Source organism: Cupriavidus sp. SHE (assembly GCF_000812445.1).
GTDB classification, from domain to species: Bacteria; Pseudomonadota; Gammaproteobacteria; order Burkholderiales; family Burkholderiaceae; genus Cupriavidus; species Cupriavidus metallidurans.
This window is the reverse complement of sequence record NZ_JWMB01000037.1, coordinates 146,573-167,613: the sequence shown is the minus strand read 5'-3', so window position 1 is coordinate 167,613 and position 21,041 is coordinate 146,573. Positions and strand designations below refer to the sequence as shown.

Annotated in this window: 22 protein-coding genes; 16 read left to right on the top strand and 6 right to left on the bottom strand. The window is 64.7% G+C overall.

All coding sequences use genetic code 11. From position 1 onward, the window contains the following. The first annotated feature begins 544 nt into the window (after positions 1-544). The 7 genes from RN01_RS18995 to RN01_RS18965 all read left to right on the top strand — a co-directional run bounded on the left by RN01_RS18995 (position 545) and on the right by RN01_RS18965 (position 8,672). On the top strand, positions 545-1,588 hold the full coding sequence (locus RN01_RS18995; RefSeq protein ID WP_008648066.1) for a rod shape-determining protein: 1,044 nt from the start codon (positions 545-547) through the stop codon (positions 1,586-1,588). Positions 1,589-1,730: 142 nt separating this feature from the next. Next, positions 1,731-2,729, top strand: a complete 999-nt coding sequence (mreC, locus tag RN01_RS18990) for a rod shape-determining protein MreC (RefSeq protein WP_024569259.1) — start codon at positions 1,731-1,733, stop codon at positions 2,727-2,729. Beyond that, positions 2,726-3,238, top strand: a complete 513-nt coding sequence (mreD, locus tag RN01_RS18985) for a rod shape-determining protein MreD (RefSeq protein WP_008640831.1) — start codon at positions 2,726-2,728, stop codon at positions 3,236-3,238. The genes mreC and mreD overlap by 4 nt, the downstream gene beginning before the upstream one ends. A 43-nt stretch (positions 3,239-3,281) precedes the next feature. Beyond that, positions 3,282-5,663, top strand: a complete 2,382-nt coding sequence (gene mrdA, locus RN01_RS18980) for a penicillin-binding protein 2 (protein ID WP_024569260.1) — start codon at positions 3,282-3,284, stop codon at positions 5,661-5,663. 13 nt (positions 5,664-5,676) lie between these two features. Next, a complete protein-coding gene (rodA, locus tag RN01_RS18975) occupies positions 5,677-6,819 on the top strand; it encodes a rod shape-determining protein RodA (protein WP_017511261.1) in 1,143 nt (380 codons plus the stop codon). A 52-nt stretch (positions 6,820-6,871) separates the two neighbouring features. Then, the gene (locus tag RN01_RS18970) at positions 6,872-7,543 is read left to right on the top strand and encodes a DUF484 family protein (RefSeq protein ID WP_011514981.1); all 672 of its coding nucleotides are present in this window, start codon (positions 6,872-6,874) and stop codon (positions 7,541-7,543) included. Positions 7,544-7,562: 19 nt separating this feature from the next. Then, the gene (locus tag RN01_RS18965) at positions 7,563-8,672 is read left to right on the top strand and encodes a tyrosine recombinase XerC (RefSeq protein WP_017511260.1); all 1,110 of its coding nucleotides are present in this window, start codon (positions 7,563-7,565) and stop codon (positions 8,670-8,672) included. Here the strand turns inward: RN01_RS18965 and RN01_RS18960 are convergent. Continuing rightward, positions 8,669-9,625 carry a transcriptional regulator GcvA gene (locus RN01_RS18960; protein WP_017511259.1) on the bottom strand — a complete coding sequence of 319 codons (957 nt, stop codon included), beginning with the start codon at positions 9,623-9,625 and terminating at the stop codon, positions 8,669-8,671. The genes RN01_RS18965 and RN01_RS18960 overlap by 4 nt on opposite strands. A gap of 193 nt (positions 9,626-9,818) precedes the next feature. On the opposite strand from RN01_RS18960, the gene RN01_RS18955 reads away from it, so the two are divergent. The 3 genes from RN01_RS18955 to lipA all read left to right on the top strand — a co-directional run bounded on the left by RN01_RS18955 (position 9,819) and on the right by lipA (position 12,123). Then, on the top strand, positions 9,819-10,187 hold the full coding sequence (locus RN01_RS18955; RefSeq protein WP_024569261.1) for a DUF2917 domain-containing protein: 369 nt from the start codon (positions 9,819-9,821) through the stop codon (positions 10,185-10,187). Between the two features lie 138 nt (positions 10,188-10,325). Beyond that, entirely contained in the window at positions 10,326-11,054 is a 729-nt protein-coding gene (gene lipB, locus RN01_RS18950; protein WP_017511257.1) for a lipoyl(octanoyl) transferase LipB, read from the top strand. Between the two features lie 76 nt (positions 11,055-11,130). Further along, positions 11,131-12,123, top strand: a complete 993-nt coding sequence (gene lipA, locus RN01_RS18945; RefSeq protein ID WP_017511256.1) for a lipoyl synthase — start codon at positions 11,131-11,133, stop codon at positions 12,121-12,123. 62 nt (positions 12,124-12,185) lie between these two features. Here lipA and RN01_RS33985 read toward each other — a convergent pair whose 3' ends face one another. The 4 genes from RN01_RS33985 to RN01_RS18925 all read right to left on the bottom strand — a co-directional run bounded on the left by RN01_RS33985 (position 12,186) and on the right by RN01_RS18925 (position 14,383). Beyond that, positions 12,186-12,356, bottom strand: coding sequence for a hypothetical protein (locus RN01_RS33985; protein WP_156149781.1), 171 nt, complete (start codon positions 12,354-12,356; stop codon positions 12,186-12,188). A gap of 226 nt (positions 12,357-12,582) precedes the next feature. Then, positions 12,583-13,191 (bottom strand): hypothetical protein, encoded by a 609-nt coding sequence (locus RN01_RS18935; protein ID WP_017511254.1) that lies wholly within the window; start codon positions 13,189-13,191, stop codon positions 12,583-12,585. Then, positions 13,188-13,838, bottom strand: coding sequence for a type VI secretion system amidase effector protein Tae4 (locus RN01_RS18930; protein WP_017511253.1), 651 nt, complete (start codon positions 13,836-13,838; stop codon positions 13,188-13,190). Before RN01_RS18930 ends, RN01_RS18935 begins: the two co-directional genes overlap by 4 nt. Next, positions 13,838-14,383 carry a PAAR domain-containing protein gene (locus RN01_RS18925; protein WP_223277298.1) on the bottom strand — a complete coding sequence of 182 codons (546 nt, stop codon included), beginning with the start codon at positions 14,381-14,383 and terminating at the stop codon, positions 13,838-13,840. The genes RN01_RS18930 and RN01_RS18925 overlap by 1 nt, the downstream gene beginning before the upstream one ends. Before the next feature lie 375 nt (positions 14,384-14,758). Here RN01_RS18925 and pxpB point away from each other — a divergent pair, with 375 nt between their 5' ends. The 6 genes from pxpB to pcp all read left to right on the top strand — a co-directional run bounded on the left by pxpB (position 14,759) and on the right by pcp (position 19,689). Continuing rightward, positions 14,759-15,409 carry a 5-oxoprolinase subunit PxpB gene (gene pxpB, locus RN01_RS18920; RefSeq protein ID WP_017511251.1) on the top strand — a complete coding sequence of 217 codons (651 nt, stop codon included), beginning with the start codon at positions 14,759-14,761 and terminating at the stop codon, positions 15,407-15,409. Further along, positions 15,406-16,425, top strand: a complete 1,020-nt coding sequence (locus tag RN01_RS18915; RefSeq protein ID WP_017511250.1) for a biotin-dependent carboxyltransferase family protein — start codon at positions 15,406-15,408, stop codon at positions 16,423-16,425. Before pxpB ends, RN01_RS18915 begins: the two co-directional genes overlap by 4 nt. A 76-nt stretch (positions 16,426-16,501) precedes the next feature. Then, a complete protein-coding gene (gene pxpA, locus RN01_RS18910) occupies positions 16,502-17,242 on the top strand; it encodes a 5-oxoprolinase subunit PxpA (RefSeq protein WP_011514989.1) in 741 nt (246 codons plus the stop codon). Between the two features lie 67 nt (positions 17,243-17,309). After that, a complete protein-coding gene (locus RN01_RS18905; protein WP_017511249.1) occupies positions 17,310-18,056 on the top strand; it encodes a DUF969 domain-containing protein in 747 nt (248 codons plus the stop codon). A gap of 3 nt (positions 18,057-18,059) precedes the next feature. Then, the gene (locus RN01_RS18900; protein WP_017511248.1) at positions 18,060-19,010 is read left to right on the top strand and encodes a DUF979 domain-containing protein; all 951 of its coding nucleotides are present in this window, start codon (positions 18,060-18,062) and stop codon (positions 19,008-19,010) included. A 13-nt stretch (positions 19,011-19,023) separates the two neighbouring features. After that, positions 19,024-19,689: a pyroglutamyl-peptidase I gene (gene pcp, locus RN01_RS18895; RefSeq protein ID WP_024569263.1), complete on the top strand. Its 666-nt coding sequence runs from the start codon at positions 19,024-19,026 to the stop codon at positions 19,687-19,689. Between the two features lie 16 nt (positions 19,690-19,705). Here pcp and RN01_RS18890 read toward each other — a convergent pair whose 3' ends face one another. Then, positions 19,706-21,028: a VanZ family protein gene (locus tag RN01_RS18890; protein WP_017511247.1), complete on the bottom strand. Its 1,323-nt coding sequence runs from the start codon at positions 21,026-21,028 to the stop codon at positions 19,706-19,708. Positions 21,029-21,041: the final 13 nt, after the last annotated feature.

The window sequence follows — 21,041 nt, the reverse complement described above, 5'->3', positions numbered from 1 at the left end:
ATACAAAAGGGGGACGCACTATCCGGTACGGCGTGGAAGTCCGGCGCGTATTGGACACGGGGTTGCGCGGTGACCATCCTGCGATATGCAGAGGGAAATCATCGCATTTTCAGTCGTAACAATCAGGTTCCTCCGATTAGGCTACTGCCACACGTCAGGTGTATTTGACCTGTCCGGCGCATCTGGCGGCGAACTTTCGCGCAGAGTCTAATCAAAGGTTCCCGTAAGGGGTGCTAACAAAGCGAAGCCTGGTGGGTCTGGCCGGGCGCGGCGAAGGCGTTTGTCCGTCACCGCGCTGCCAGAATTGCCAGAGTCGTTTTGTTAGCACCTCTCGGTTCGGCGCGTGCAGGTCTGCGCCGGTTGCGGAGCGCCGTGGGCTGCCGATCCGGCGTGTCAGCGGCATCGGGGCGTGCCAGCATGACTGGCGCGGGCCGCACGCACCGGGGAACCGTGAACCATCACCCTTGCAAACGATTCGTGGCCGGGCCGCAGGCGGCGCCGGCCGCTTCGCATACCCGCGAAACAACAGAAGACAGGATTCCTGATGTTCGGATTTCTCCGCAGCTATTTCTCCAACGACCTGGCCATCGACCTGGGCACCGCCAACACCCTGATTTACATGCGCGACAAGGGCATCGTCCTGGACGAACCGTCGGTCGTGGCTATCCGTCAGGAAGGTGGCCCCAACGCCAAGAAGACGATTACCGCGGTGGGCAAGGAAGCCAAGCAGATGCTGGGCAAGGTCCCGGGCAACATCGAGGCCATCCGCCCGATGAAGGATGGCGTCATTGCCGACTTCACCGTGACCGAGCAGATGCTCAAGCAGTTCATCAAGATGGTGCACGACTCGAAGCTGCTGCGTCCGAGCCCGCGCATCATCATCTGCGTGCCGTGCGGTTCCACCCAGGTGGAACGCCGCGCCATCCGTGAATCGGCCCTGGGCGCCGGCGCCAGCCAGGTGTACCTGATCGAGGAGCCGATGTCGGCGGCGATCGGCGCGGGCCTGCCCGTGTCGGAGCCGTCGGGCTCGATGGTCGTCGATATCGGCGGCGGTACCACCGAGGTGGGCATCATCTCGCTGGGCGGCATGGTCTACAAGGGTTCGGTGCGCGTGGGCGGCGACAAGTTCGACGAGGCGATCGTCAACTACATCCGCCGCAACTACGGCATGCTGATCGGCGAGCAGACCGCCGAAGCGATCAAGAAGGAAATCGGCTCGGCCTTCCCGGGTTCGGAAGTCCGCGAAATGGAAGTCAAGGGCCGTAACCTGTCCGAAGGCATTCCGCGCGCGTTCACGGTGTCGTCGAACGAAATCCTCGAAGCGCTGACCGATCCGCTGAACCAGATCGTGTCGGCCGTGAAGATCGCGCTGGAACAGACCCCGCCGGAACTGGGCGCCGACATCGCCGAGCGCGGCATGATGCTGACCGGCGGCGGCGCGCTGCTGCGTGATCTGGACCGTCTGCTGGCCGAGGAAACCGGCCTGCCGGTGCTGGTGGCCGAAGACCCGCTGACCTGCGTGGTACGCGGCTCCGGCATGGCGCTGGAGCGTATGGACAAGCTCGGCAGCATCTTCTCGTACGAGTAATGCAACCGGACCCGGCAACGTGGTGAGTCGCGTCGCCGGATCCTCCTCCATCTTGAACGTTTTCTCCGCCAGCCCGGCCCGCCCCGTCCCGCAAGGGACGGGGCGTCGCGCTGGCGGATTGGCATCGCCTGCGCACGGGTAAATGGATTACTCTCCACCGCCGCTCTTCAAGCAAGGCACGTCCGCCGTTGCGCGTCTGGTTATCTTCGTGACGATCGCTCTGGTGCTGCTGATCGTCGACGCGCGCTTTGACGCCATGCGCAATGTGCGCCAGGTGGCTGCCACCGTGCTGATGCCGGTGGAGCGTCTGGTGCTGGTACCGCGCGACGCCATCCGTGGCGTCTTCGACTACGCCCAGTCTTCCGTCGAACTGGCCAACGAGAACCGCGAGCTGCGGCGTGCGGCGCTCGAACAGGCCAACGCCTCGGTACGCCAGGCCCAGCTCGAATCCGAGAACAGCCAGCTTCGAAAGCTGCTGAACCTGACGCAGCAATCGACCACGCCGGTGACCCCGGCGGAAATCCTCTACGACGCCCGGGACCCCTACAGCCAGCGTATCGTGATCGATCGCGGCAGCATGCAGGGCCTGCGCGCCGGCTATCCGGTCATCGACGAGCGCGGCGTGATCGGCCAGGTGACGCGCGTTTCCCCGTTCCAGTCGGAAGTGACGTTGCTGACCGACAAGGAGCAGGCGATCCCGGTCCAGGTGGTGCGCAACGGTCTGCGCAGCGTGGCCTTCGGCGGCTCACGCGCCGGTCTGCTGGACCTGCGCTTCATGGCGGCATCGGCCGATCTGCAGCAAGGCGACCTGTTGGTGACGTCGGGCCTCGATGGCACCTATCCGCCGGGCCTGCCGGTGGCGAAGATTGTCCAGATCGAACGCAAAGCCGATACGGCGTTCTCCCGCGTGTATTGCGAGCCCGTGGCCGGTGTGCGTTCGCACCGCCAGTTGCTAGTGGTGCGCTATGAGTCGGGCCTTGCCCCGCGCCCGCCGGAGGCAGCCACGTCGCAGAAGGCCGAGCGCGGCGCGCGGTCGGCGGCGGCACGCGCTGGCGCCGAGCAGAAGGCAGACAAGGCGGCCACGCCGGCAGACAAGCCCGCGGACACGCCGGCGCAGAAACCCTCGGAGCCCGCACGGTGACGACATCCCAATACCTGCTGCGCCCGGTCAATCCCGCGTTCATCGCGCTGACCTTTGTGCTGGCGTTCCTGATCAACCTGATGCCCTGGGGCGAGACACTCTGGATTCCGGACGTCGTGGCGCTGGTGCTGGTGTTCTGGAACATCCACCAGCCGCGCAAGGTCGGCATGGGCGTGGCGTTCCTGCTGGGTTTGCTGATGGATGTGCATGACGCCCGCCTGCTCGGCGAACATGCGCTTGCCTACACGCTGCTGGCCTACTTCGCGATCACGATCCATCGCCGGGTACTGTGGTTTTCGGTCTACGCGCAGGCGCTGCACGTGCTGCCGTTGTTGTTCATCGCGCACGCGGTGCCGGTGGTTATCCGCCTGGCCATGGGCGCGCCGCTGCCCGGCTGGCAATTGCTGCTGGCCCCGGTGATCGAGGCGGTGCTGTGGCCGATGGCCACCAGCCTGCTGCTGGCGCCGCAACGCAGATCGAACGAAGTCGATGAGACGCGTCCGATCTAGTCCCAATCCCTGACGCGCTCACCACGCCGCCCGCAGTACCGCCATGACCGAAATTCGCAACGTCGAACTGGAAATCGGCCGCTTCCGCATCCGCGTGGCGGCCGCCGCCCTGTTCACGGTCGTTTGCTTTGGCCTGCTGTTCTCCCGCTTTCTGTGGCTGCAGTGGTACAAGCACGACCAGTACTCGGCCAAGGCCGAGGACAACCGCATCTCCGTGGCGCCGATCGAGCCGAACCGCGGCATCATCATGGACCGCAACGGGGTGGTGCTGGCGCGCAACTACTCTGCGTACACGCTTGAAATCACGCCGTCCAAGCTGACCGACACGCTCGACAACACGATCGAGGAGCTGGCCACGCTCGTCGATATCCAACCGCGCGACCGTCGCCGCTTCAAGCGGCTGCTGGAGGAGTCGCGCAGCTTCGAAAGCCTGCCGATACGCAGCCAGCTCACCGACGAGGAAGTGGCCCGGTTCTCGGCGCAGCGCTTCCGCTTTCCAGGCGTCGACGTGCGCGCGCGGTTGTTCCGCCAGTATCCGATGGGCGAAGCGGCCAGCCACGTGGTCGGCTACCTGGGTCGCATCTCGCAGCGTGACCAGGAGCGGATCGAGGCCATGGACGAGGCCAACGACGCCGCCGATGGCGACAAGTACGATCCGCGCAAGGACGCCGACAACTACAAGGGCTCCAACTACATCGGCAAGATCGGGCTGGAACAGAGCTACGAGACCGAGCTGCACGGCCTGACGGGCTTCGAGGAGGTGGAGGTCAGCGCGGGTGGGCGGCCGATTCGCACCCTGTCCACGTCGCCGGCCACGCCGGGCAACAACCTGATCCTGTCGCTCGACATCCGCCTGCAGCAACTGGCCGAGCAGCTGTTCGGCGACCGTCGTGGAGCGCTGGTGGCGATCGAGCCCGAAACGGGCGACATCCTGGCCTTCGTGTCCAAGCCGACCTTCGATCCGAACCTGTTCGTCGAAGGCATCGACTCCAAGACTTGGGACGAACTGAACAACTCGCCCGACAAGCCGCTGCTGAACCGACCGTTGCGTGGCACCTATCCGCCGGGCTCGACGTACAAGCCGTTCATGGCGCTGGCCGCGCTGACCACGGGCAAGCGCACCGCCGCCTGGGGGATGCATGATCCGGGGTTCTTCACGCTTGGCAATCACACGTTCCGCGACGACAAGCCCGGCGGCCACGGCTGGGTGGACATGCAGGCGTCGATCGTGCAGTCGTGCGACACCTATTACTACATGCTGGCACGTGACATGGGCGTCAACGCGATCCACGATTTCATGAAGCCGCTCGGCTTCGGCCAGGTCACTGGCATCGATATCGAGGGCGAAAACCGCGGCATCCTGCCATCCACGGACTGGAAGCGAAAGGCGTACCGCCGCCCCGAGCAGCAGAAATGGTATGACGGCGAAACCATTTCGCTGGGCATTGGGCAGGGCTACAACAGCTTCACGATCCTGCAGTTGGCCAACGCGGTGTCGATCCTGGTCAACAACGGCGTGGCGATGAAGCCCCACCTGGTCAAGGCGGTGGAGGATTCGGTCTCGCGCAAGCGCACGCTGACCGTGCCCAAGGAAAGCTATCGCATCCCGCTCAAGCAGGGCGATATCGATGTGATCAAGCGTGCGATGGTTGCCGTGACGCACTCCGGTACCGCCGCCCGGGTGTTCGCCGGCGCTGCCTATGAGTCGGCGGGCAAGACCGGTACGGCGCAGACCTACACGCTGGGCAAGAACGAGAAGTACAACCACCACGCGCTGGACGAGCGCAAGCGCGACCACTCGCTCTACACCGCGTTCGCCCCGGCCGATCATCCGAAGATCGCGCTGGCGCTGATCGTCGAGAACGCGGGTTTCGGCGCCGCCGTGGCCGCGCCGATCGCGCGCAAGGTGATGGACTACTACCTGCTGGGCAAGTGGCCGGAGGAACTGGCCGCGACGGCCCCGCCGCCCGCGGAGCGCGAGCGCGCTGGCGGCAAGCCGCCCGTCGACACGCCGAGCGTGTTCACGACCGGCCAGACTGCCAATGCCGCCAGTTCCACGGTGATGCAGACGGCACCGGCCGCCGCGTCGGATGCCGCGACGGGCGCGGCCAATGCCGCAGGCGCGAGCGCGGCGGGGGCTTCCGCATCGGTGCCGGCGGCACGGTCGGCATCCGACACGATTGCCGGCCAGCTCGACCCGGATGCCATCGCCCCGGCCTCGGCCGAAGTGACGCTTGATGCGCGGATGCTGCAGGCGCTTGGCCACAGCAAGCCAGCGCCGACGCCACCCGCCACGCCGTCGCGCGCAACGCCCGCCTCGGCCCCGGCACCCGCCAAGCCGAAGACGCAGCCCGCCCGGCCAAAGCCCGCCAATGTCGCGGGCCCGGCCTCGGGCTCGTCGGCCCGCAACAACGTTTCAGAGTAATAAGGAGACGCGCATGGACCGACGCCGCGTCGTATCGATCATCAAGTCTGCCCTGACCGGCTTCGACAAGCCGCTGGCCTTGATCGTCTTTCTGCTGTTCGCCACCGGCATCATCGCGCTGTACTCGGCCGCGATCGACATGCCGGGCCGGGTCGAGGACCAGCTGCGCAATATCCTGCTGTCGTACGTGGTGATGCTGGTGATCGCCTACATGCCGACCCAGCTGTTGATGCGGATTGCCGTGCCGCTCTACACCGTGGGGGTAGCGCTGCTGATTGCCGTGGCGATGTTCGGCCTGATCCGCAAGGGCGCGCGGCGCTGGCTGAACGTGGGGATGGTGATTCAGCCCTCCGAGATCATGAAGATCGCGATGCCACTGATGCTGGCGTGGTACTTCCAGAAACGCGAGGGGGTGATCAAATGGTTCGACTTTGTCGTGGCGCTGATCATGCTCGGTATTCCGGTCGGCCTGATCGCCAAGCAGCCTGACCTGGGCACCGCGCTGCTGGTGCTGGCCGCCGGCATCTACGTGATCTACTTCGCGGGCCTGACGTGGAAGATCATCCTGCCGATTCTCGGTGCGGGCGTGGTCGTGATCACGCTGATCGTGACTTACCAGAACCAGATCTGTGCGCCGGGCGTGAACTGGCCGATCCTGCACGACTACCAGCAGCACCGTGTCTGCACGCTGCTCGACCCGACCACTGATCCGCTCGGCAAGGGCTTCCACACGATCCAGTCGATCATCGCGATTGGCTCGGGCGGGGTGACCGGCAAGGGCTGGCTCAAGGGCACGCAGACGCACCTCGAATTCATCCCCGAGAAGCACACCGACTTCATCTTCGCCGTGTTCTCCGAGGAGTTCGGGCTGATCGGTAATGCGGTGCTACTGGTCCTGTACCTGCTGCTGATCTTCCGCGGGCTTTATATCGCGGCGAATGCACCAACGCTGTTCTCGCGTCTGCTGGCCGGCTCCATCACGCTGATCTTCTTCACCTACGCCTTCGTGAACATGGGCATGGTGAGCGGGATCCTGCCGGTGGTGGGCGTGCCGCTGCCGCTGATGAGCTACGGGGGAACCGCGCTGGTGACGCTGGGAATGGGCATCGGCATTCTGATGAGCATTTCCAGACAGAAAAGGTTGATACAAACGTAGTGGATGGCGTCTTTGCTACACTGCCATCCAAAATTTGTTCCGGTGGAAGCCCATGAACGCTCAAGACGTTGCCGCTTATCTGCAGAGCCATCCGCAGTTTTTCGAAGATCACGCCGAACTGCTGGCGACGGTGCAACTGACCAGCCCACACAGCCATCGGGCGGTGTCGCTGCAGGAGCGCCAGATGGAAATCCTGCGCGAGAAGAACAAGGGCCTGGAACTCAAGCTGGCCGATCTCGTCCGGCACGGCCACGAGAACGATCGCACGCAGCAGCGTATGCATGACTGGCAGATGCGCCTGCTGGCCGAGGCCGATTCCCACGCGCTGCCCTATGCGGTGCGCGACGGCCTGCAGCAGGTGTTCGACGTGCCCGCCGTGGGGCTGCGCCTGTGGAGCGTCGGTGAGACCTATGCCCACATGGAGGTGGCGCAGGGTGCCAGCGATGACCTGCGCCTGTTCGCCGAAGGTCTGCGCGCGCCGTTCTGCGGCGCGAACGCCGGTTTCGAGGCCGCTCAACTGCTGGAGCGCGACGACGTCGCATCGCTGGCGATGGTGGCGCTGCGCGTGCCGGCCAAGCCCGACGAGGACGGCCCGGGCGCGGCGTTCGGCCTGCTGGTGCTGGGCTCGCCCGACGCGCGCCGCTTCCATGAAGGCATGGGCACCGCCTATCTGGCCCAGATCGGCGAAGTCGCCGGCGCGGCGCTGAATCGCCTGCGCGACTAAGCGGGGCAAACACTCCCCTATGCGCACGCGCCAGCCGGCACGCAACAGGGCCCATGCGGTCGATGGGGCCGATGAGGCGTCGGCCGAGAAGCCGGCCCCAGACCCGCTGGTGGTGCGCTATCTCGACTGGCTGGCAACGAGCCGAAAGCTCGCGGCGCACACGCTGACCAGCTACGGGCACGACCTTTCCGTGTTGCAGTCACAAGCCATTCGCCTGGCGCCCGGCGTGGCGTTGCTGGCGCTGGAGACCCGCCACATTCGTTCGTTTGCGGCGCGGCTGCATGGCAATGGCCTGTCGGCCCGCACCATCGCGCGCACGCTGTCGGCGTGGCGCGGCTTCTATCTCTGGGTGGCGCGGCATGGTCACGGCGTGCAGTCCAATCCCGTCGACGGCGTGCGCGCCCCCAAGCGTGGCAGGCCGCTGCCCAAGGCGCTCTCGGTCGAACATGCGGTGGCGCTGGTCGCCCATCGCCAGGACGACACCAACGAATCGCTACGTGATCAGGCCGTTTTCGAGCTGTTCTATTCGAGCGGCCTGCGGCTGTCGGAGCTGATCCAGCTCGACGTCCGCTATACGGAGGACGGCGACTATCGCTCGTCCGGCTGGCTCGATCTCGATGGCGCCGAAGTGACCGTGCTCGGCAAGGGTTCGCGCCGGCGCACCGTGCCGGTGGGCAGCAAGGCGATCCAGGCGCTGAAAGCCTGGATTCATGTGCGCGAGGCGATGTTGCGGCCCGGCGCGCTGCCCGAGGATGCCCACGCGCTGTTTCTTGGCACGCGCGGCCGGCGGTTGCCGATCAGTACGGTGCAGCAGCGCATCAAACGCCAGGCGCTGGCCGCGGGTGTGCCAAGCGATGTCCATCCGCACATGCTGCGCCACTCGTTCGCCACGCATATGCTGCAGTCGTCCGGCGACCTGCGGGCGGTGCAGGAAATGCTGGGCCACGCCAGCATCTCCACCACGCAGATATACACCTCGCTCGATTTTCAGCACCTGGCCAAGGTCTACGATCAGGCCCACCCGCGCGCCGGTCGGGCAAGCAAGCCGCCCAAGGCATCCAGCGTGAAGCCCGGCAAGTCGGACGAATCGGACGAGTTGGCCGAGCCGGACGATTCAGGCGAAGACTAGTTCCACTGCGAGAGGATGTTGCGGAATCGCTCCATCTCGGGCAGCAGCCAGTGCCGGAAGGCCTGGACTTTGGGTGTCTCCAGACTGGCGTGCGTACAGACGAAGTGGAGCAGCCATGGGCATGGAATGCTGACGTCGAACAATCGCACCACCCGGCCGGACAGCAGGTCGTTGTAGGCCAGCGACGAGCGGATCAGCGCCACGCCCTGTCCCTCGGCCGCAGCCTGCAGCAGCAGCGACGAATCCTGCAGCAGCAGGCCCTTCATCGGCTCGGGCCAGTCGAGCCCGGCCGCTTCGAACCACGGTTTCCACGGATCGCCTTCACCCCGCAGCAACGGCATGCCGGCCATGTGGGCCGGCTGCTCGGGCAGGCGGCCACCGTTGTAGTTCGGGCTGCAGACGGGGAAGAACACATCGTCGAGCAGCCTCTCCACGTAGAGGCCCGGGTAGTGGCCGGTGCCCATGCGCAGCGCGATATCGACCTCCTCGCTGGCGAAGTCGACGAGCGAGTTCGACGACAGCAGTTCGACGTCCAGTTCCGGATGCTGCTCGATGAAGCTGCCGATGCGGGGCGTCAGCCAGCGCGCCGCAAAGGACGGCATGGTGCTGATGGTCAGGCGCTTGTCGCGATTGCCCGCCTGCAACACGCGCGTGGCGTCGGCGATCTGCAACAGCGCGTCACGCACGCGCTCGGCATAGAGACGCCCGTTGGTGGTCAGCATCACGCGCTTGCCCCGGCGCTCGAACAGTTGCTGCCCCAGCTCCTCTTCCAGCGCGCGGATCTGGTGGCTGACCGCGCCGTGCGTGACGAACAATTCGGTGGCGGCTCGCGAAAAGCTCTCGTGGCGCGCCGCGGCCTCGAAGGTGCGCAGCGCGGCCAGCGCGGGCAGGCGCGGAAACTCGCGCTTCCAGCTACGCGGTTCGTCGGGATTCCAGGCTCCGGTCCAGACCATGGTGCTCTCGGCTATGTGAGGTTGGCTAACAAGACACAAGAATATATATCGTTTTGATAGTGGCAGGGCAATCACTAGAATTCACTTCACCGGACACCGCTGAATGCAATGAATAACTGGCCCGGTCCAAATGCCAAGCCAGTTTCAGGACCCCCGCCAAGACAGCTGGAACCCGGACTCACGGAGAGTCATCATGAAAGCCCTGCTCACAACGACCGTCTTCACCCTCGCCCCCGGGGAAGTTACCGCGCTGTCGCTGCACGCGGCACAGCGTCTGTTCGTGGAAGATGCGAAAGGCATGGATGTATGGGTGACCCGCGAAAACGACTCGGAGGACTACTGGCTGCGCTGTGGCTCAAGCCTGATGCTTCGGCGTGGCGATGAGATCGTGCTCAGCGTGGACCCGCGTGCCGCCGGCACGGTACGGCTGGCGCTGATCGCCGAAGCGCGCCGTCCGGCGCTGACGCTGGCCGATGTGCCGCATCTTGCATATCGCGCCGTGAGGCGGCTGGTTCGAGGCACGGAGTGGACGCCCGCGGAAGACAAGATCACCGCCTCCTGATGCCGATGGGGTGGTGCCGGAGCGGCGGCTCAGACTCGTCTGACCGCCGCGCGACGAACCCTGAACAACGGTATGACGAAGCAAATCGGGCCGGCCCGCGCTCTGCGTAGGCCGGCCCTTTTCGTTACACTCTTGCCCATGCATCCGATTCACGTCATCGACCGGGGCCGCCAGCCGTATCAGCCCTGTTTCGACGCCATGCGGGACTTCACCGCCACCCGCACGCCCGAGACGCCCGACCAGATCTGGCTGGTCGAGCATCCGCCGGTCTACACGCTTGGCCAGGCTGGCGACCCCGCGCATCTGCTCGCCCCCGACGACACGATTCCGGTCGTGCAGATCGATCGTGGCGGCCAGATCACATACCACGGACCGGGACAGGTCGTGGCCTACCTGCTGCTCGATTTGCGCCGGCGTCACCTGATGGTGCGCGAGCTTGTGCACGACATCGAGCAGGCGGTACTGGACACGCTCGCGGCGTATAATCTCGCAGCCGAACGCAAGGCCGGCGCCCCGGGTATCTACCTGTCCGACGGTACGCACCAGGGTGCCAAGATCGCCGCGCTTGGTCTCAAGATCCGCAACGGTTGCAGCTATCACGGCGTCAGCCTCAACGTGCAGATGGACCTGTCGCCGTTCCTGCGCATCAATCCCTGCGGCTATGCCGGACTGGAAACGGTCGACATGGCTACCGCGGGCGCCGCCTTCACGGCGGCGGACGAGGCCGGCGGCACGGTGCATCGGCCCGTCACCGCGACACAACAACCCGAGATCGCACAACGCCTGGCGGCGGCCCTGTGCGAGGTACTGGCGGCACGCGAAGCGCGTGCCCCGGTGCCGGGACAAGCCGCTGCCGAGGCCGCCTGAGCATGGCTAGCCCGGCCCGAATCACAGCCTATATTTACAGCCTACATTGCACGCTGACGCGCGTGCGGAGAACAGTATGAGCGACGCCCCGATCGCCACGTCCAGCGAAGTCACGCAATCCCCTGCCGACTACGATCCGACCAAGAAGCAGAAGTCGGCTGAGAAGACCGCTCGCATCCCCATCAAGATCGTGCCGGCGGAAAAGCTCAAGAAGCCGGACTGGATTCGCGTCAAGGCTGCCACTGGCAATTCGCGCTTCTATGAGATCAAGGACATCCTGCGTGCCAACAATCTCGTGACCGTGTGCGAGGAAGCCAGCTGCCCGAACATCGGTGAATGCTTCGGCAAGGGCACGGCCACGTTCATGATCATGGGTGACAAGTGCACGCGTCGCTGCCCGTTCTGTGACGTGGGCCACGGCCGCCCGGACCCGCTCGACGTGAACGAGCCCGGCAATCTGGCGCGCACGATCGCCCAGCTCAAGCTCAACTACGTGGTGATCACCAGCGTCGACCGCGATGACCTGCGTGACGGTGGCGCCCAGCACTATGTCGATTGCATCTCGCAAACGCGCGAGCTGTCGCCGAACACGCGTATCGAAGTGCTGGTGCCGGACTTCCGCGGCCGCCTGGGCCGCGCGCTGGACATCCTGCAGGCATGCCCGCCCGACGTGATGAACCACAACATGGAAACCGTGCCGCGCCTGTACAAGCAGGCCCGCCCCGGCGCTGATTACGCGCATTCGCTGAAGCTGCTGCAGGATTTCAAGCGCCGCAACCCCAATGTGCCGACCAAGTCGGGCCTGATGGTGGGCCTGGGCGAAACTGACGAGGAAATCCTCGAAGTCATGCGCGACATGCGCGCCCACGACATCGACATGCTGACGATCGGCCAGTACCTGGCACCGTCGAACCACCACCTGCCGGTTACGCGCTACGTCCACCCGGACACCTTCAAGATGTTCGAGGAAGAGGCGTACAAGATGGGCTTCACCCACGCCGCCGTCGGCGCAATGGTCCGCAGCTCGTATCACGCTGATCAGCAGGCGCATCAGGCGGGGTTTGCCTGATCGGATTGGCCGCCCTTTGCGCTTCGAAGCGGAGGGCGGCTTCCTGATTCTCCCAATCGGAATCAGACGAACGCGTAGTAGGCCGCGACCGCGAAATACAACGCCAGCGTGAGCGCCGGCGCGCCCAGGCAAGCCTTTACCCACTGCCACGCTCGCCATCCACGGCGCATTCCCCAGTAGACGATCGCCGAAAACGCAAGCGCAGGACCGAAGAGGAAGAGCAGTAGTTGCACTATTGCTGTCCAATGGAGATCGCAATGATCGATCTCCCTGCATTCCCACGCGCGGTTGGGATTCACGGGCCAGTCGATCATGCGGACAAGGCTGTCGCATGCCAACGTCCACGCCAAACCGAAAATGGCGACCCCTACGACGACAAGCAGGCGGATCGTTCTGTTTCTCAAAAGGCAGTGGGAGGGGTGTCTGGGGATTTGCGCAATGATCGAGGTCTCGGCTTCATTATTCGTCGCACAATCTCATGGACTTGAGTGGACTGGCGCCGATTGCGTTTTCCCTTGGCACCAATGCGAAGCTCGGCCAATCGCGTTCGTTCACGGCAAGAAGCATGTTGGACTTGCATTTCATGTAGGCCGTCCGTGGTTCGCCCGAGCAAGCAACGGCATTCAGCGCGCAGCGTTCCCACTGAGCAATTGGAACGCTTTCAGAGTAGCTCCCCTCGGAATAGGTGCTGTCGATATCCCTGGTCGCAATGAGCATGTGTCGATGTGCCAAGTCGGTCTGTACCGATCTCGTTTGATCCACTTCGGCCAAGTACTTGATCGACTCAACAAAATAAAACGCTCCCAATGCCATCGTGATCAGGAGCGAGAATATGGCAAGCGCGATGAAGATTGATCGACTGCGAAAGATAACTCGCCAGTACAGCAGCAGATAGATCAATGCGAGCGCAGCGCAACCGGCAAGCGCGAGCAGAAAGAACACCGCAATGGTGTGCCTTCCACCAACGTGGTTGTGCCCAAACTCTCGCAAAAGATAGATCGGTGCGGTCGTTATCCCGATGAGCGCACAGGCTGTCGCCACTCTTTCAGTCATTTGCAGGATTCTCATTTCACCTCCCAAAACAGAATCTCACTTGAATCGGCCAAGTTTGAGTAGCCGAACGATCTGTCGGAGAGCATTGACGGATATCCTGCCCATCGCCCAAGCGTGGAGAACGCGCCGGAAATGCTGCTAATAGTGAGTCGGGCGCCGTTCCAGAGGTCGATGTGTCCACCGGTCAGCGTGCCATCGCTATCTCCGTCCTGTCGCCAGTAGCCATAGAAGTAAATGATGCCGGTTCGGCCGCGGACTTTCGCTTCCCAGTTCTCGCCGGTAATGTTCCGCGGTTCTGCCGGCAATCCGCAAAATGGCCGCTCCTGCTTCAGCCATGTGGCCATCTCATAGGCGCGCAGCGCGACTGGTTTGCCGTCTAACAGGTCGCGTCCGAGAGTTTTCTTTCCTGGCATCTTTGGGACGTACTTTTGCGAGAAAGACTTCATCGAAACGCCTACCCTGTGAAGGGTTACGCTCAGCCGAATGGCGCATTGATTCTTGTAGTTCTGGTTGAGGTGTGGGCTTCCGCCCACATAGTTCTTCCATAGCTCCCTAAACGTGATGGGCTCGACGTTGAGGCAGACTTGGGAGTTCGGCAGTCGGGTTGTGCGGACTTTGAACCTGCCAGTCGCGGGAACATTGTGGCGAGTGATCTCGGACACTATTCCTCCTCGTCGACGGCCTCATCGCCCCAGAGAACGACGTAAGCCGATTCCAATTGTGTGGTAACTCGCGGTAGCTCTCCATTGGCGGGTACTCGGCCTTCCTTGATCGGGCCATCGGGCCCCTCGATCCGGTATCGCATTCCTGCCATTGAGCGTCCTGCGGCGGCAGTCAGTCTCACCTGCTCATCAAATGGCATCTGATCATCACTTCGATGTTCAGATTGCTCCAACGGCTTGCCGAACACGTCGAACCCCATGGCTGCGAGTGCCGCCGCATCGAAGCTGTGAAACATCGCTCGCTGGGACGCGATCATGACGGGAGGGGGATCGCATCGGCAGACGCAGATATCGCCTTCCAATGCATCCTGCTTGCCCATCCAGTCATTGCGATGGCGTGGGCCGACACCGACGATCTGGCCTGTCGTCTTGCAGGCGGGGCAATAGACACTTGCGCCCAGGAAGGTCATTTCCCGACCCATGATGGTGCACAGCGCGATTCCATCGAGCGCCTCGCCCCCCAAGGCTGACTTGTCACCTTTCACCAGATTGCATCGAATCATATGGACCCGCTATGTGGATAAAGAGGCGCTCAACATAGCATCGCGAATTCGTCGCGCATTTCCAGTTCGCTGGCGCTTGCCCATCGTCAAATCGCACGTTGTTGTAGGCCGACGCCAAAGGTGATTTATGGACAGCTTTGTCACCATTTCGGCGTGTTCTTGTCGCTAACGGTGCATAACTACTTAGGGTCAACACCGAGTGCCGTGCACGGGTAAGTTTCGATACCATGAATTTATCGATAAATCGTCGATGAAATTCGATTGAGTCGCGCCGGCTTCATCGGCGAGTCAGCACCGTGGTCTTGTGGCGCCTACACTGCCTGAGATTGCGGGCTGCAGTTACCTCGTGAGTTCCAAATGCCTCAATGCACTGTCCATCGTCTGGCTGAACAGGCGCTGCTTTACAGCGTCGAGCCGCCGGCGTCGCTCGATGTCCAGCGACGTATCTGGGCGATGGCCGCGCGTGCCGCCGACTGGCGGGGCGTGGTCGATGTGGTGCCGGGCATGAACAACCTCACCGTGACCTTCGATGGCACGGCGGACGTGGTGGCGCTGGAGCGAAACCTGAAGCTCGCCTGGGCTTCGGGAGAGGCACGCAATGCGACGGGCAGGCTTGTGGAAGTTCCGGTTCGCTACGGCGGCGAGTTCGGGCCCGATCTGGCCGATGTGGCCGCCCACACGGGCCTGACGCCCGCGGAGGTGGTGCGCCGCCATGCCGCTGGCGAGTACGTGGTCTATTTCCTTGGATTCCAGCCCGGCTTTACCTACATGGGTGGGCTTGCGCCCGAATTGGCCACGCCGCGCCGCCGCGAGCCGCGTCTGGCCGTGCCCGCCGGCGCGGTGGGTATTGGTGGCGAGCAGACCGGCATCTACCCGGCCGTGCTGCCGGGTGGCTGGCAACTGATCGGGCGTACCGACGCCCAGTTGTTCGTGGCCGATCGCGATCCGCCGTCGTTGTTCGCGCCCGGCGATACCGTGCGTTTTGTTGCCGAGGAGATCCTGCTGTGATCGAGATCATTCGACCTGGCGCACAGGCATCGGTGCAGGACCTCGGCCGTGTGGGTTTCCGCCGCTTCGGCGTGGGCCGCTCTGGCGCGGCTGACGACCTGGCGCTGCGCGTGGGCAATCGCCTGCTCGGCAACGATCCCGGCGCGGCGGCGATCGAGTTCACACTGGGCCGCGCCGCCGTGCGTTTCGAGGCCGACATGCGCGTGGCGCTGACGGGCGCCGAATGCAACGCGAACCTCGACGGTGTCCCGGTCTGGTCGTGGCACGCGTTCGACGTGCGCCGTGGCGAGACGCTCACGCTGCCGTCGCCGCGCGGCGGCACGCGCACCTATCTCTGCGTGGCCGGTGGCATCGACGTGCCCCTGGTCATGAATTCGCGCAGCACCGATCTCAAGTCCGGCTTTGGCGGCTTTGAAGGCCGCGTGCTGCGTGAAGGCGATCGCCTGCCCGTGGGCCGGCCCGGCATCGAGCAGGGGCAGGACTGGGTGGGCGTGGCCGCGCCGGGTTGGGCGCTGCCCGGACAAGACGGTGGCAATGCCATTGCAATCCGCCTGCTGCCCGGCCCCGAGTACGCCGACTTCGAGCCGGCGTCGCAAGCCGCGCTATGGCAGTCCGAATGGACCATCACGCCGCAGAGCAACCGCATGGGCCTTCGCCTGCAAGGCCCGGCGTTGGCACGCCGAGCCGAGCGCTCGGCCGATCTGTTGTCGCACGGCGTGGTGCCGGGCGTGATGCAGGTGCCGCCGTCAGGCCAGCCTATCGCCCTGATGAGCGATGCGCAGACCACGGGCGGCTATCCGAAGATCGGCACCGTGATTGGCGCGGACCTGTGGCGACTGGCGCAGGTGCCGCTGGGCGCGACCGTGCGCTTCCGCCAGGTCACGCTCGAGGAAGCCGCCGCCGCGCAGGCCGAGGTGGACCGCTACCTGCGCCAGATCGACCAGGCACTGGCATGGCAGCGCGAAGGCATGCAGATCGCAGCGCGGCGCCGCGCGACCACGCGCTTTGTCGCCTGAACGCCCAGACGATGCAACGACGCAACGAAACAACGAATTCAAATCGCCTGCCCCTACATATCCCCGGAGAACGCACATGCAAATCGATCTGAATGCCGACCTCGGCGAAGGCTGCGGCAACGACGAAGCCCTGCTGGCGCTGATCAGCTCCGCCAACATCGCCTGCGGCTGGCACGCGGGCGATGCCGCCACGATGCTGCAGACCGTGAAATGGGCGTTGGCCAACAAGGTGTCGATCGGCGCGCATCCGAGCTTCCCGGATCGCGAGAACTTCGGCCGCACCGAGATGCAGCGCGATCCCGAGGCGGTCTATGCCGATGTGCTGTACCAGATCGGCGCGCTCGATGCGATGGTGCGCGCGCAGGGCGGCGAACTCGCCCACGTGAAGCCGCACGGCGCGCTGTACAACATGGCCGTGCGCGACGCAAAGCTGTGCGAGGCGATCGTGCGCGCCGTGCGTGACTACGACTCCGACCTGGTCTTCTTTGGCCTGGCCAACAGCCAGATGATCGACATCGCACGCGCGGCGGGCCTGCGCGTGAAAGAAGAAGTCTTCGCCGACCGCGGCTATAACCCCGATGGCACGCTGGTCAAGCGTGGCACGCCGGGCGCGTTGCACGAGGACGAAGACGTGGCCCTGAACCAGACGCTGTCGATGGTCCGCGACAAGCAGGTGCGCGCGATCGATGGCACCTGGGTACCGATTCGCGCCGAAACCGTGTGTCTGCACGGCGACGGTGCTCACGCGCTTGCCTTCGCGCGCCGCATCCGGGAACGGCTCGGCGCGGAAGGCATTGCCATCCGTGCCGGCAACTGACGGGCCATCACGACAGGCTCACTCACGCGCTGGTTTTGCTCCCCCCAAACCTTATCCGGTGCACTCCATGGAAACCGCACTCAATCTTTGGCCCCTGCTAGGGGTCGGCGTCATCATCCTTGGCTTTGTTCTGCGGTTCAATCCCATGATGGTGGTGGCCGCGGCTGCTATCGTCACCGGATTGGCCGCGTCGATGCCTGTCATGCAGATCTTCACGGCGATCGGCACGGCATTCGTCAAGGCGCGCAACCTGCCGCTGATCATCCTGCTGCCGCTGGCGGTGATTGGTCTGCTGGAGCGCCATGGGCTGCGCGAGCATGCCCAGGCGTGGATCTCGCGAATCGCATCGGCTACCGTTGGCCGTCTGCTGATCGTCTACCTGGGTGTACGTGAACTCACCGCCGCGGTGGGGCTGACAAGCCTGGGCGGCCATCCGCAGATGGTGCGCCCGCTGCTGGCGCCGATGGCCGAAGGCGCGGCCGAGAACCGGTTCGGTCATCTGCCCGAGCCAGTGCGCCAACGCATCCTGGCGTTCTGTGCCGCTACCGACAACGTTGGCCTGTTCTTCGGTGAGGACATCTTCGTGGCCTTCGGCGCCATCGCGCTGATGCACACGTTCCTGCTGTCATCGAACATCGACGTCGAGCCGCTGCACATTGCCGTCTGGGGCATCCCCACCGCCATCTGCGCGTTCCTGATCCATGCCGTGCGCCTGAAGCGCCTCGATGGCTGGCTCGAGCGCGAACTCGGTGGCAAGCAACAAGCCGCCGGCACGCCGGCCACTGCTGTAGCGAACGCAGCGAAAGGGGAGTAAGCCATGATTGTCTCGATCGACTATCTCTACTGGCTGGCCGGCTTCGTCCTGCTGATCACGGCCCTGATGACGTTCACGGACAAGACGCACCCGCGTCGGCTGTCCACGGGGCTGTTCTGGCTGCTGTACGCGGTCATCTTTCTCATCGGCGACAAGATCCCTCCCGCGATCGTCGGCGTGGGCGCGGTGGTGATGGCGCTGATCGCCGGATTCGGCGGCGTGGGGCAGGGCAAGCATGGCAGCCTGCCCGACGAAGAGCGTCGCGCCAGCGCGCGCCGCCTGGGCAACAAGCTGTTCATTCCTGCGCTGCTGATCCCGCTGGTCACGGTGCTCGGTACCGTGCTGTTCAAGGATGTGAAGATCGCCGGACTGGCGCTGCTCGATCCGAAGAACGTCACGTTCGTGTCGCTGGGTATCGGCTGTATCGTCTCGCTGATCGTGGTCTGTTGGCTCACACGCGACACGGTGACGCAGAGCATGCGTGAATCGCGTCGCCTGATCGAGTCGCTCGGCTGGGCGCTGGTGCTGCCGCAGATGCTGGCGATGCTGGGTCTGGTGTTTGCCGATGCCGGCGTGGGCAAGGCCGTGGCGCACCTGACCACGGCGTACATCAACATGGACTACAAGCTCGTGGCCGTGGCGGTGTACTGCGTGGGTATGGCGCTGTTCACGATCATCATGGGCAACGGCTTTGCTGCGTTCCCGGTGATGACCGGTGGTGTTGGCGTGCCGATCCTGGTCGGCATGTTCAATGCGAATCCGGCCGTGATGGCGGCGATCGGCATGTTCTCCGGCTACTGCGGCACGCTGATGACGCCGATGGCCGCGAACTTCAACATCGTGCCCGCCGCGTTGCTGGAACTGGAAGACAAGAACGCCGTGATCCGCGCGCAGGTGCCTACCGCGCTGTGCGTCCTGGTCGCCAATATCATCCTGCTGTACTTCCTGATGTAACCGGAGCCTGGCCATGACCACCCGTACTGTCCTGCTGACCGGCTTCGAGCCGTTCGAGAATGAACCGGTGAATCCGTCCTGGGAGGCGGTGCGGGCGCTTGATGGCGAGCGCGTGGGCGATGCCTTGATCGTTGCGCGGCAGTTGCCCTGCGTCTTCGGCAAGGCCATCGAGGCAATGGACGCGCTGGTCGATACGCTACGCCCTGACGTGGTGATCGCCGTCGGGCAGGCTGGCGGCCGCACCGAGCTGTCGATCGAGCGCGTGGCGATCAATGTCGACGATGCCCGCATCGCCGACAACGCCGGGGCCCAGCCGATCGACGCGCCGATCGCCAAGGATGGCCCGGTCGCGTATTTCTCGACCCTGCCGATCAAGGCGATCGTGCGCGACATGCGCGCGGCCGGCGTGCCTGCGATGGTCTCGCAGACCGCAGGTACCTTCGTCTGCAACCATGTGTTCTATGGGCTGATGCACGTGCTTGCCCATCGCAAGGCAGGCAGCGCCGCGCCCACGCGCGGGGGATTCATCCACATTCCCTATCTGCCCGAACAGGCCGCGCGTCATCCGGGGGCGCCGAGCCTCGCACTTGATACGCTGATCGCGGGGTTGCGCGTGGCGGTGGCCACGTCGCTATCGACGGACGCGGATATTCGCGAGGGCGGCGGGCAACTGCACTAGCAGGAGCGGAGCGGCCTCAGGATTGCGGCCGCTTCGATTCCTGCTGCGCTTCCGTCGCGGCCGCCACCGCGCGCTCGGTGGCGCGGCGCCTCGCGCGCCGCACCAGCCGGCGTCGCACGCTGGCCTGCTCGAATCGCCAGATGATGTAGAAGAACGCCAGGAGCGGCCATAGCCAGCCCAGCCATTGCGCGAGGCTGTTGAAATGGATGAAGCGGCCCATGCGCCAGCCTTGTTCCGAAATCCACGCGTACGGGTTCGACGGCAGCACGTTGGTCAGCACGATCAGCGTCGCCAGCGCCAGCGTGGCGAGGATCGCCCGCAGCCAGCGCGGCAGGCGCAACAGCAGCACCAGCACCAGCGAACTCGTCAGCAACGCGAAGCGGCCCCCCTCGGACAGCCAGTTGAAGGCGTTGTCGTCCGGGAACTGCAGCTCGGCTACCGCGGCCTTGATGATGAGCGCGGCAGTCAGCAGGCCCGCCAGGATGCGCAGCATCGGCGCGGTGCGCCGCATGGCGATCGAGGCGAACAGGCCGGTGCCGATCCAGCTCGATGCTGTGACCATCGTCTCCAGCATCAACTGGCCCTGCATATCGTCAGGGCGCAGGCCGATGTTGTCCTGCCATGCGATCAGCGAAGGGAAGTAGGCCTGCACCAGCTCCATCGGCCACGAGTCCGGGTCGGTCAGCCATTCCCGCACGATCCCGCCCATGCCGAACAGATGCTCCTGCGGGAAGATCTGCGCGAACGGCCAGAGCAGGATCAGGATGATCGCGAAGCTCGCGTACGGCTCGAACCACGCGTAGCGCAGTCGCGTCAGGGTGCCGCGGTCCACCAGCGCACTGGTGAACGGCGCCACCACGGCCGCGCCGAGCAGTGAGCCCAGCGCATTCGTGATCAGGTCAATGTTCGAGGAGATGCGCGTTGGCAGCCAGGTCTGCAGCGCCTCCATCGAGCCGGACAGCAGCGCGCCGGCCACCAGCGCGATCAGCGTGGCCCGCGCGCCGGACACGCGCGGATGCAGAGACAGCACAACGAGCGCGCCGAACGGGCAGTAGCCGAGCACATTGGTCAGCAGGTCGAACTCGGTGATGTAGCGCGGCTTCGGCGCGGTCAGGAAGGCGAATGCCGAGACGCCGTTGTTGACCCATCCGGTGAACGGATAGAGGCTCGCGTACACCACGAGCAGTGTGAAGCAGAGCAGCCCCACGCGCGCCACCGGCGAGTGACGCGGCAGCAGCGCGACGTCGAGCTCGGACTGGCGCGTGTCCTCCGGTTGGCTCCGCTGCGGCTCCGGAGGCGCGGGGGAGTGGGGAGAGGGCGGGGGCGTTGCCTGTGCCATGACTACGGTAAGA

Coding starts and splice junctions, on each gene's coding strand:
- RN01_RS18970 (WP_011514981.1), top strand. CDS start 6,872: ATGAACGCTCAAGACGTTGCCGCTTATCTGCAGAGCCATCCGCAGTTT.
- RN01_RS18905 (WP_017511249.1), top strand. CDS start 17,310: ATGGAAACCGCACTCAATCTTTGGCCCCTGCTAGGGGTCGGCGTCATC.
- rodA (WP_017511261.1), top strand. CDS start 5,677: ATGGACCGACGCCGCGTCGTATCGATCATCAAGTCTGCCCTGACCGGC.
- pcp (WP_024569263.1), top strand. CDS start 19,024: ATGACCACCCGTACTGTCCTGCTGACCGGCTTCGAGCCGTTCGAGAAT.
- RN01_RS18890 (WP_017511247.1), bottom strand. CDS start 21,028: ATGGCACAGGCAACGCCCCCGCCCTCTCCCCACTCCCCCGCGCCTCCG.
- RN01_RS18955 (WP_024569261.1), top strand. CDS start 9,819: ATGAAAGCCCTGCTCACAACGACCGTCTTCACCCTCGCCCCCGGGGAA.
- mrdA (WP_024569260.1), top strand. CDS start 3,282: ATGACCGAAATTCGCAACGTCGAACTGGAAATCGGCCGCTTCCGCATC.
- lipA (WP_017511256.1), top strand. CDS start 11,131: ATGAGCGACGCCCCGATCGCCACGTCCAGCGAAGTCACGCAATCCCCT.
- RN01_RS18935 (WP_017511254.1), bottom strand. CDS start 13,191: ATGAGAATCCTGCAAATGACTGAAAGAGTGGCGACAGCCTGTGCGCTC.
- RN01_RS18960 (WP_017511259.1), bottom strand. CDS start 9,625: ATGGTCTGGACCGGAGCCTGGAATCCCGACGAACCGCGTAGCTGGAAG.
- mreC (WP_024569259.1), top strand. CDS start 1,731: ATGGATTACTCTCCACCGCCGCTCTTCAAGCAAGGCACGTCCGCCGTT.
- pxpA (WP_011514989.1), top strand. CDS start 16,502: ATGCAAATCGATCTGAATGCCGACCTCGGCGAAGGCTGCGGCAACGAC.
- lipB (WP_017511257.1), top strand. CDS start 10,326: ATGCATCCGATTCACGTCATCGACCGGGGCCGCCAGCCGTATCAGCCC.
- RN01_RS18995 (WP_008648066.1), top strand. CDS start 545: ATGTTCGGATTTCTCCGCAGCTATTTCTCCAACGACCTGGCCATCGAC.
- RN01_RS18900 (WP_017511248.1), top strand. CDS start 18,060: ATGATTGTCTCGATCGACTATCTCTACTGGCTGGCCGGCTTCGTCCTG.
- pxpB (WP_017511251.1), top strand. CDS start 14,759: ATGCCTCAATGCACTGTCCATCGTCTGGCTGAACAGGCGCTGCTTTAC.
- RN01_RS18965 (WP_017511260.1), top strand. CDS start 7,563: ATGCGCACGCGCCAGCCGGCACGCAACAGGGCCCATGCGGTCGATGGG.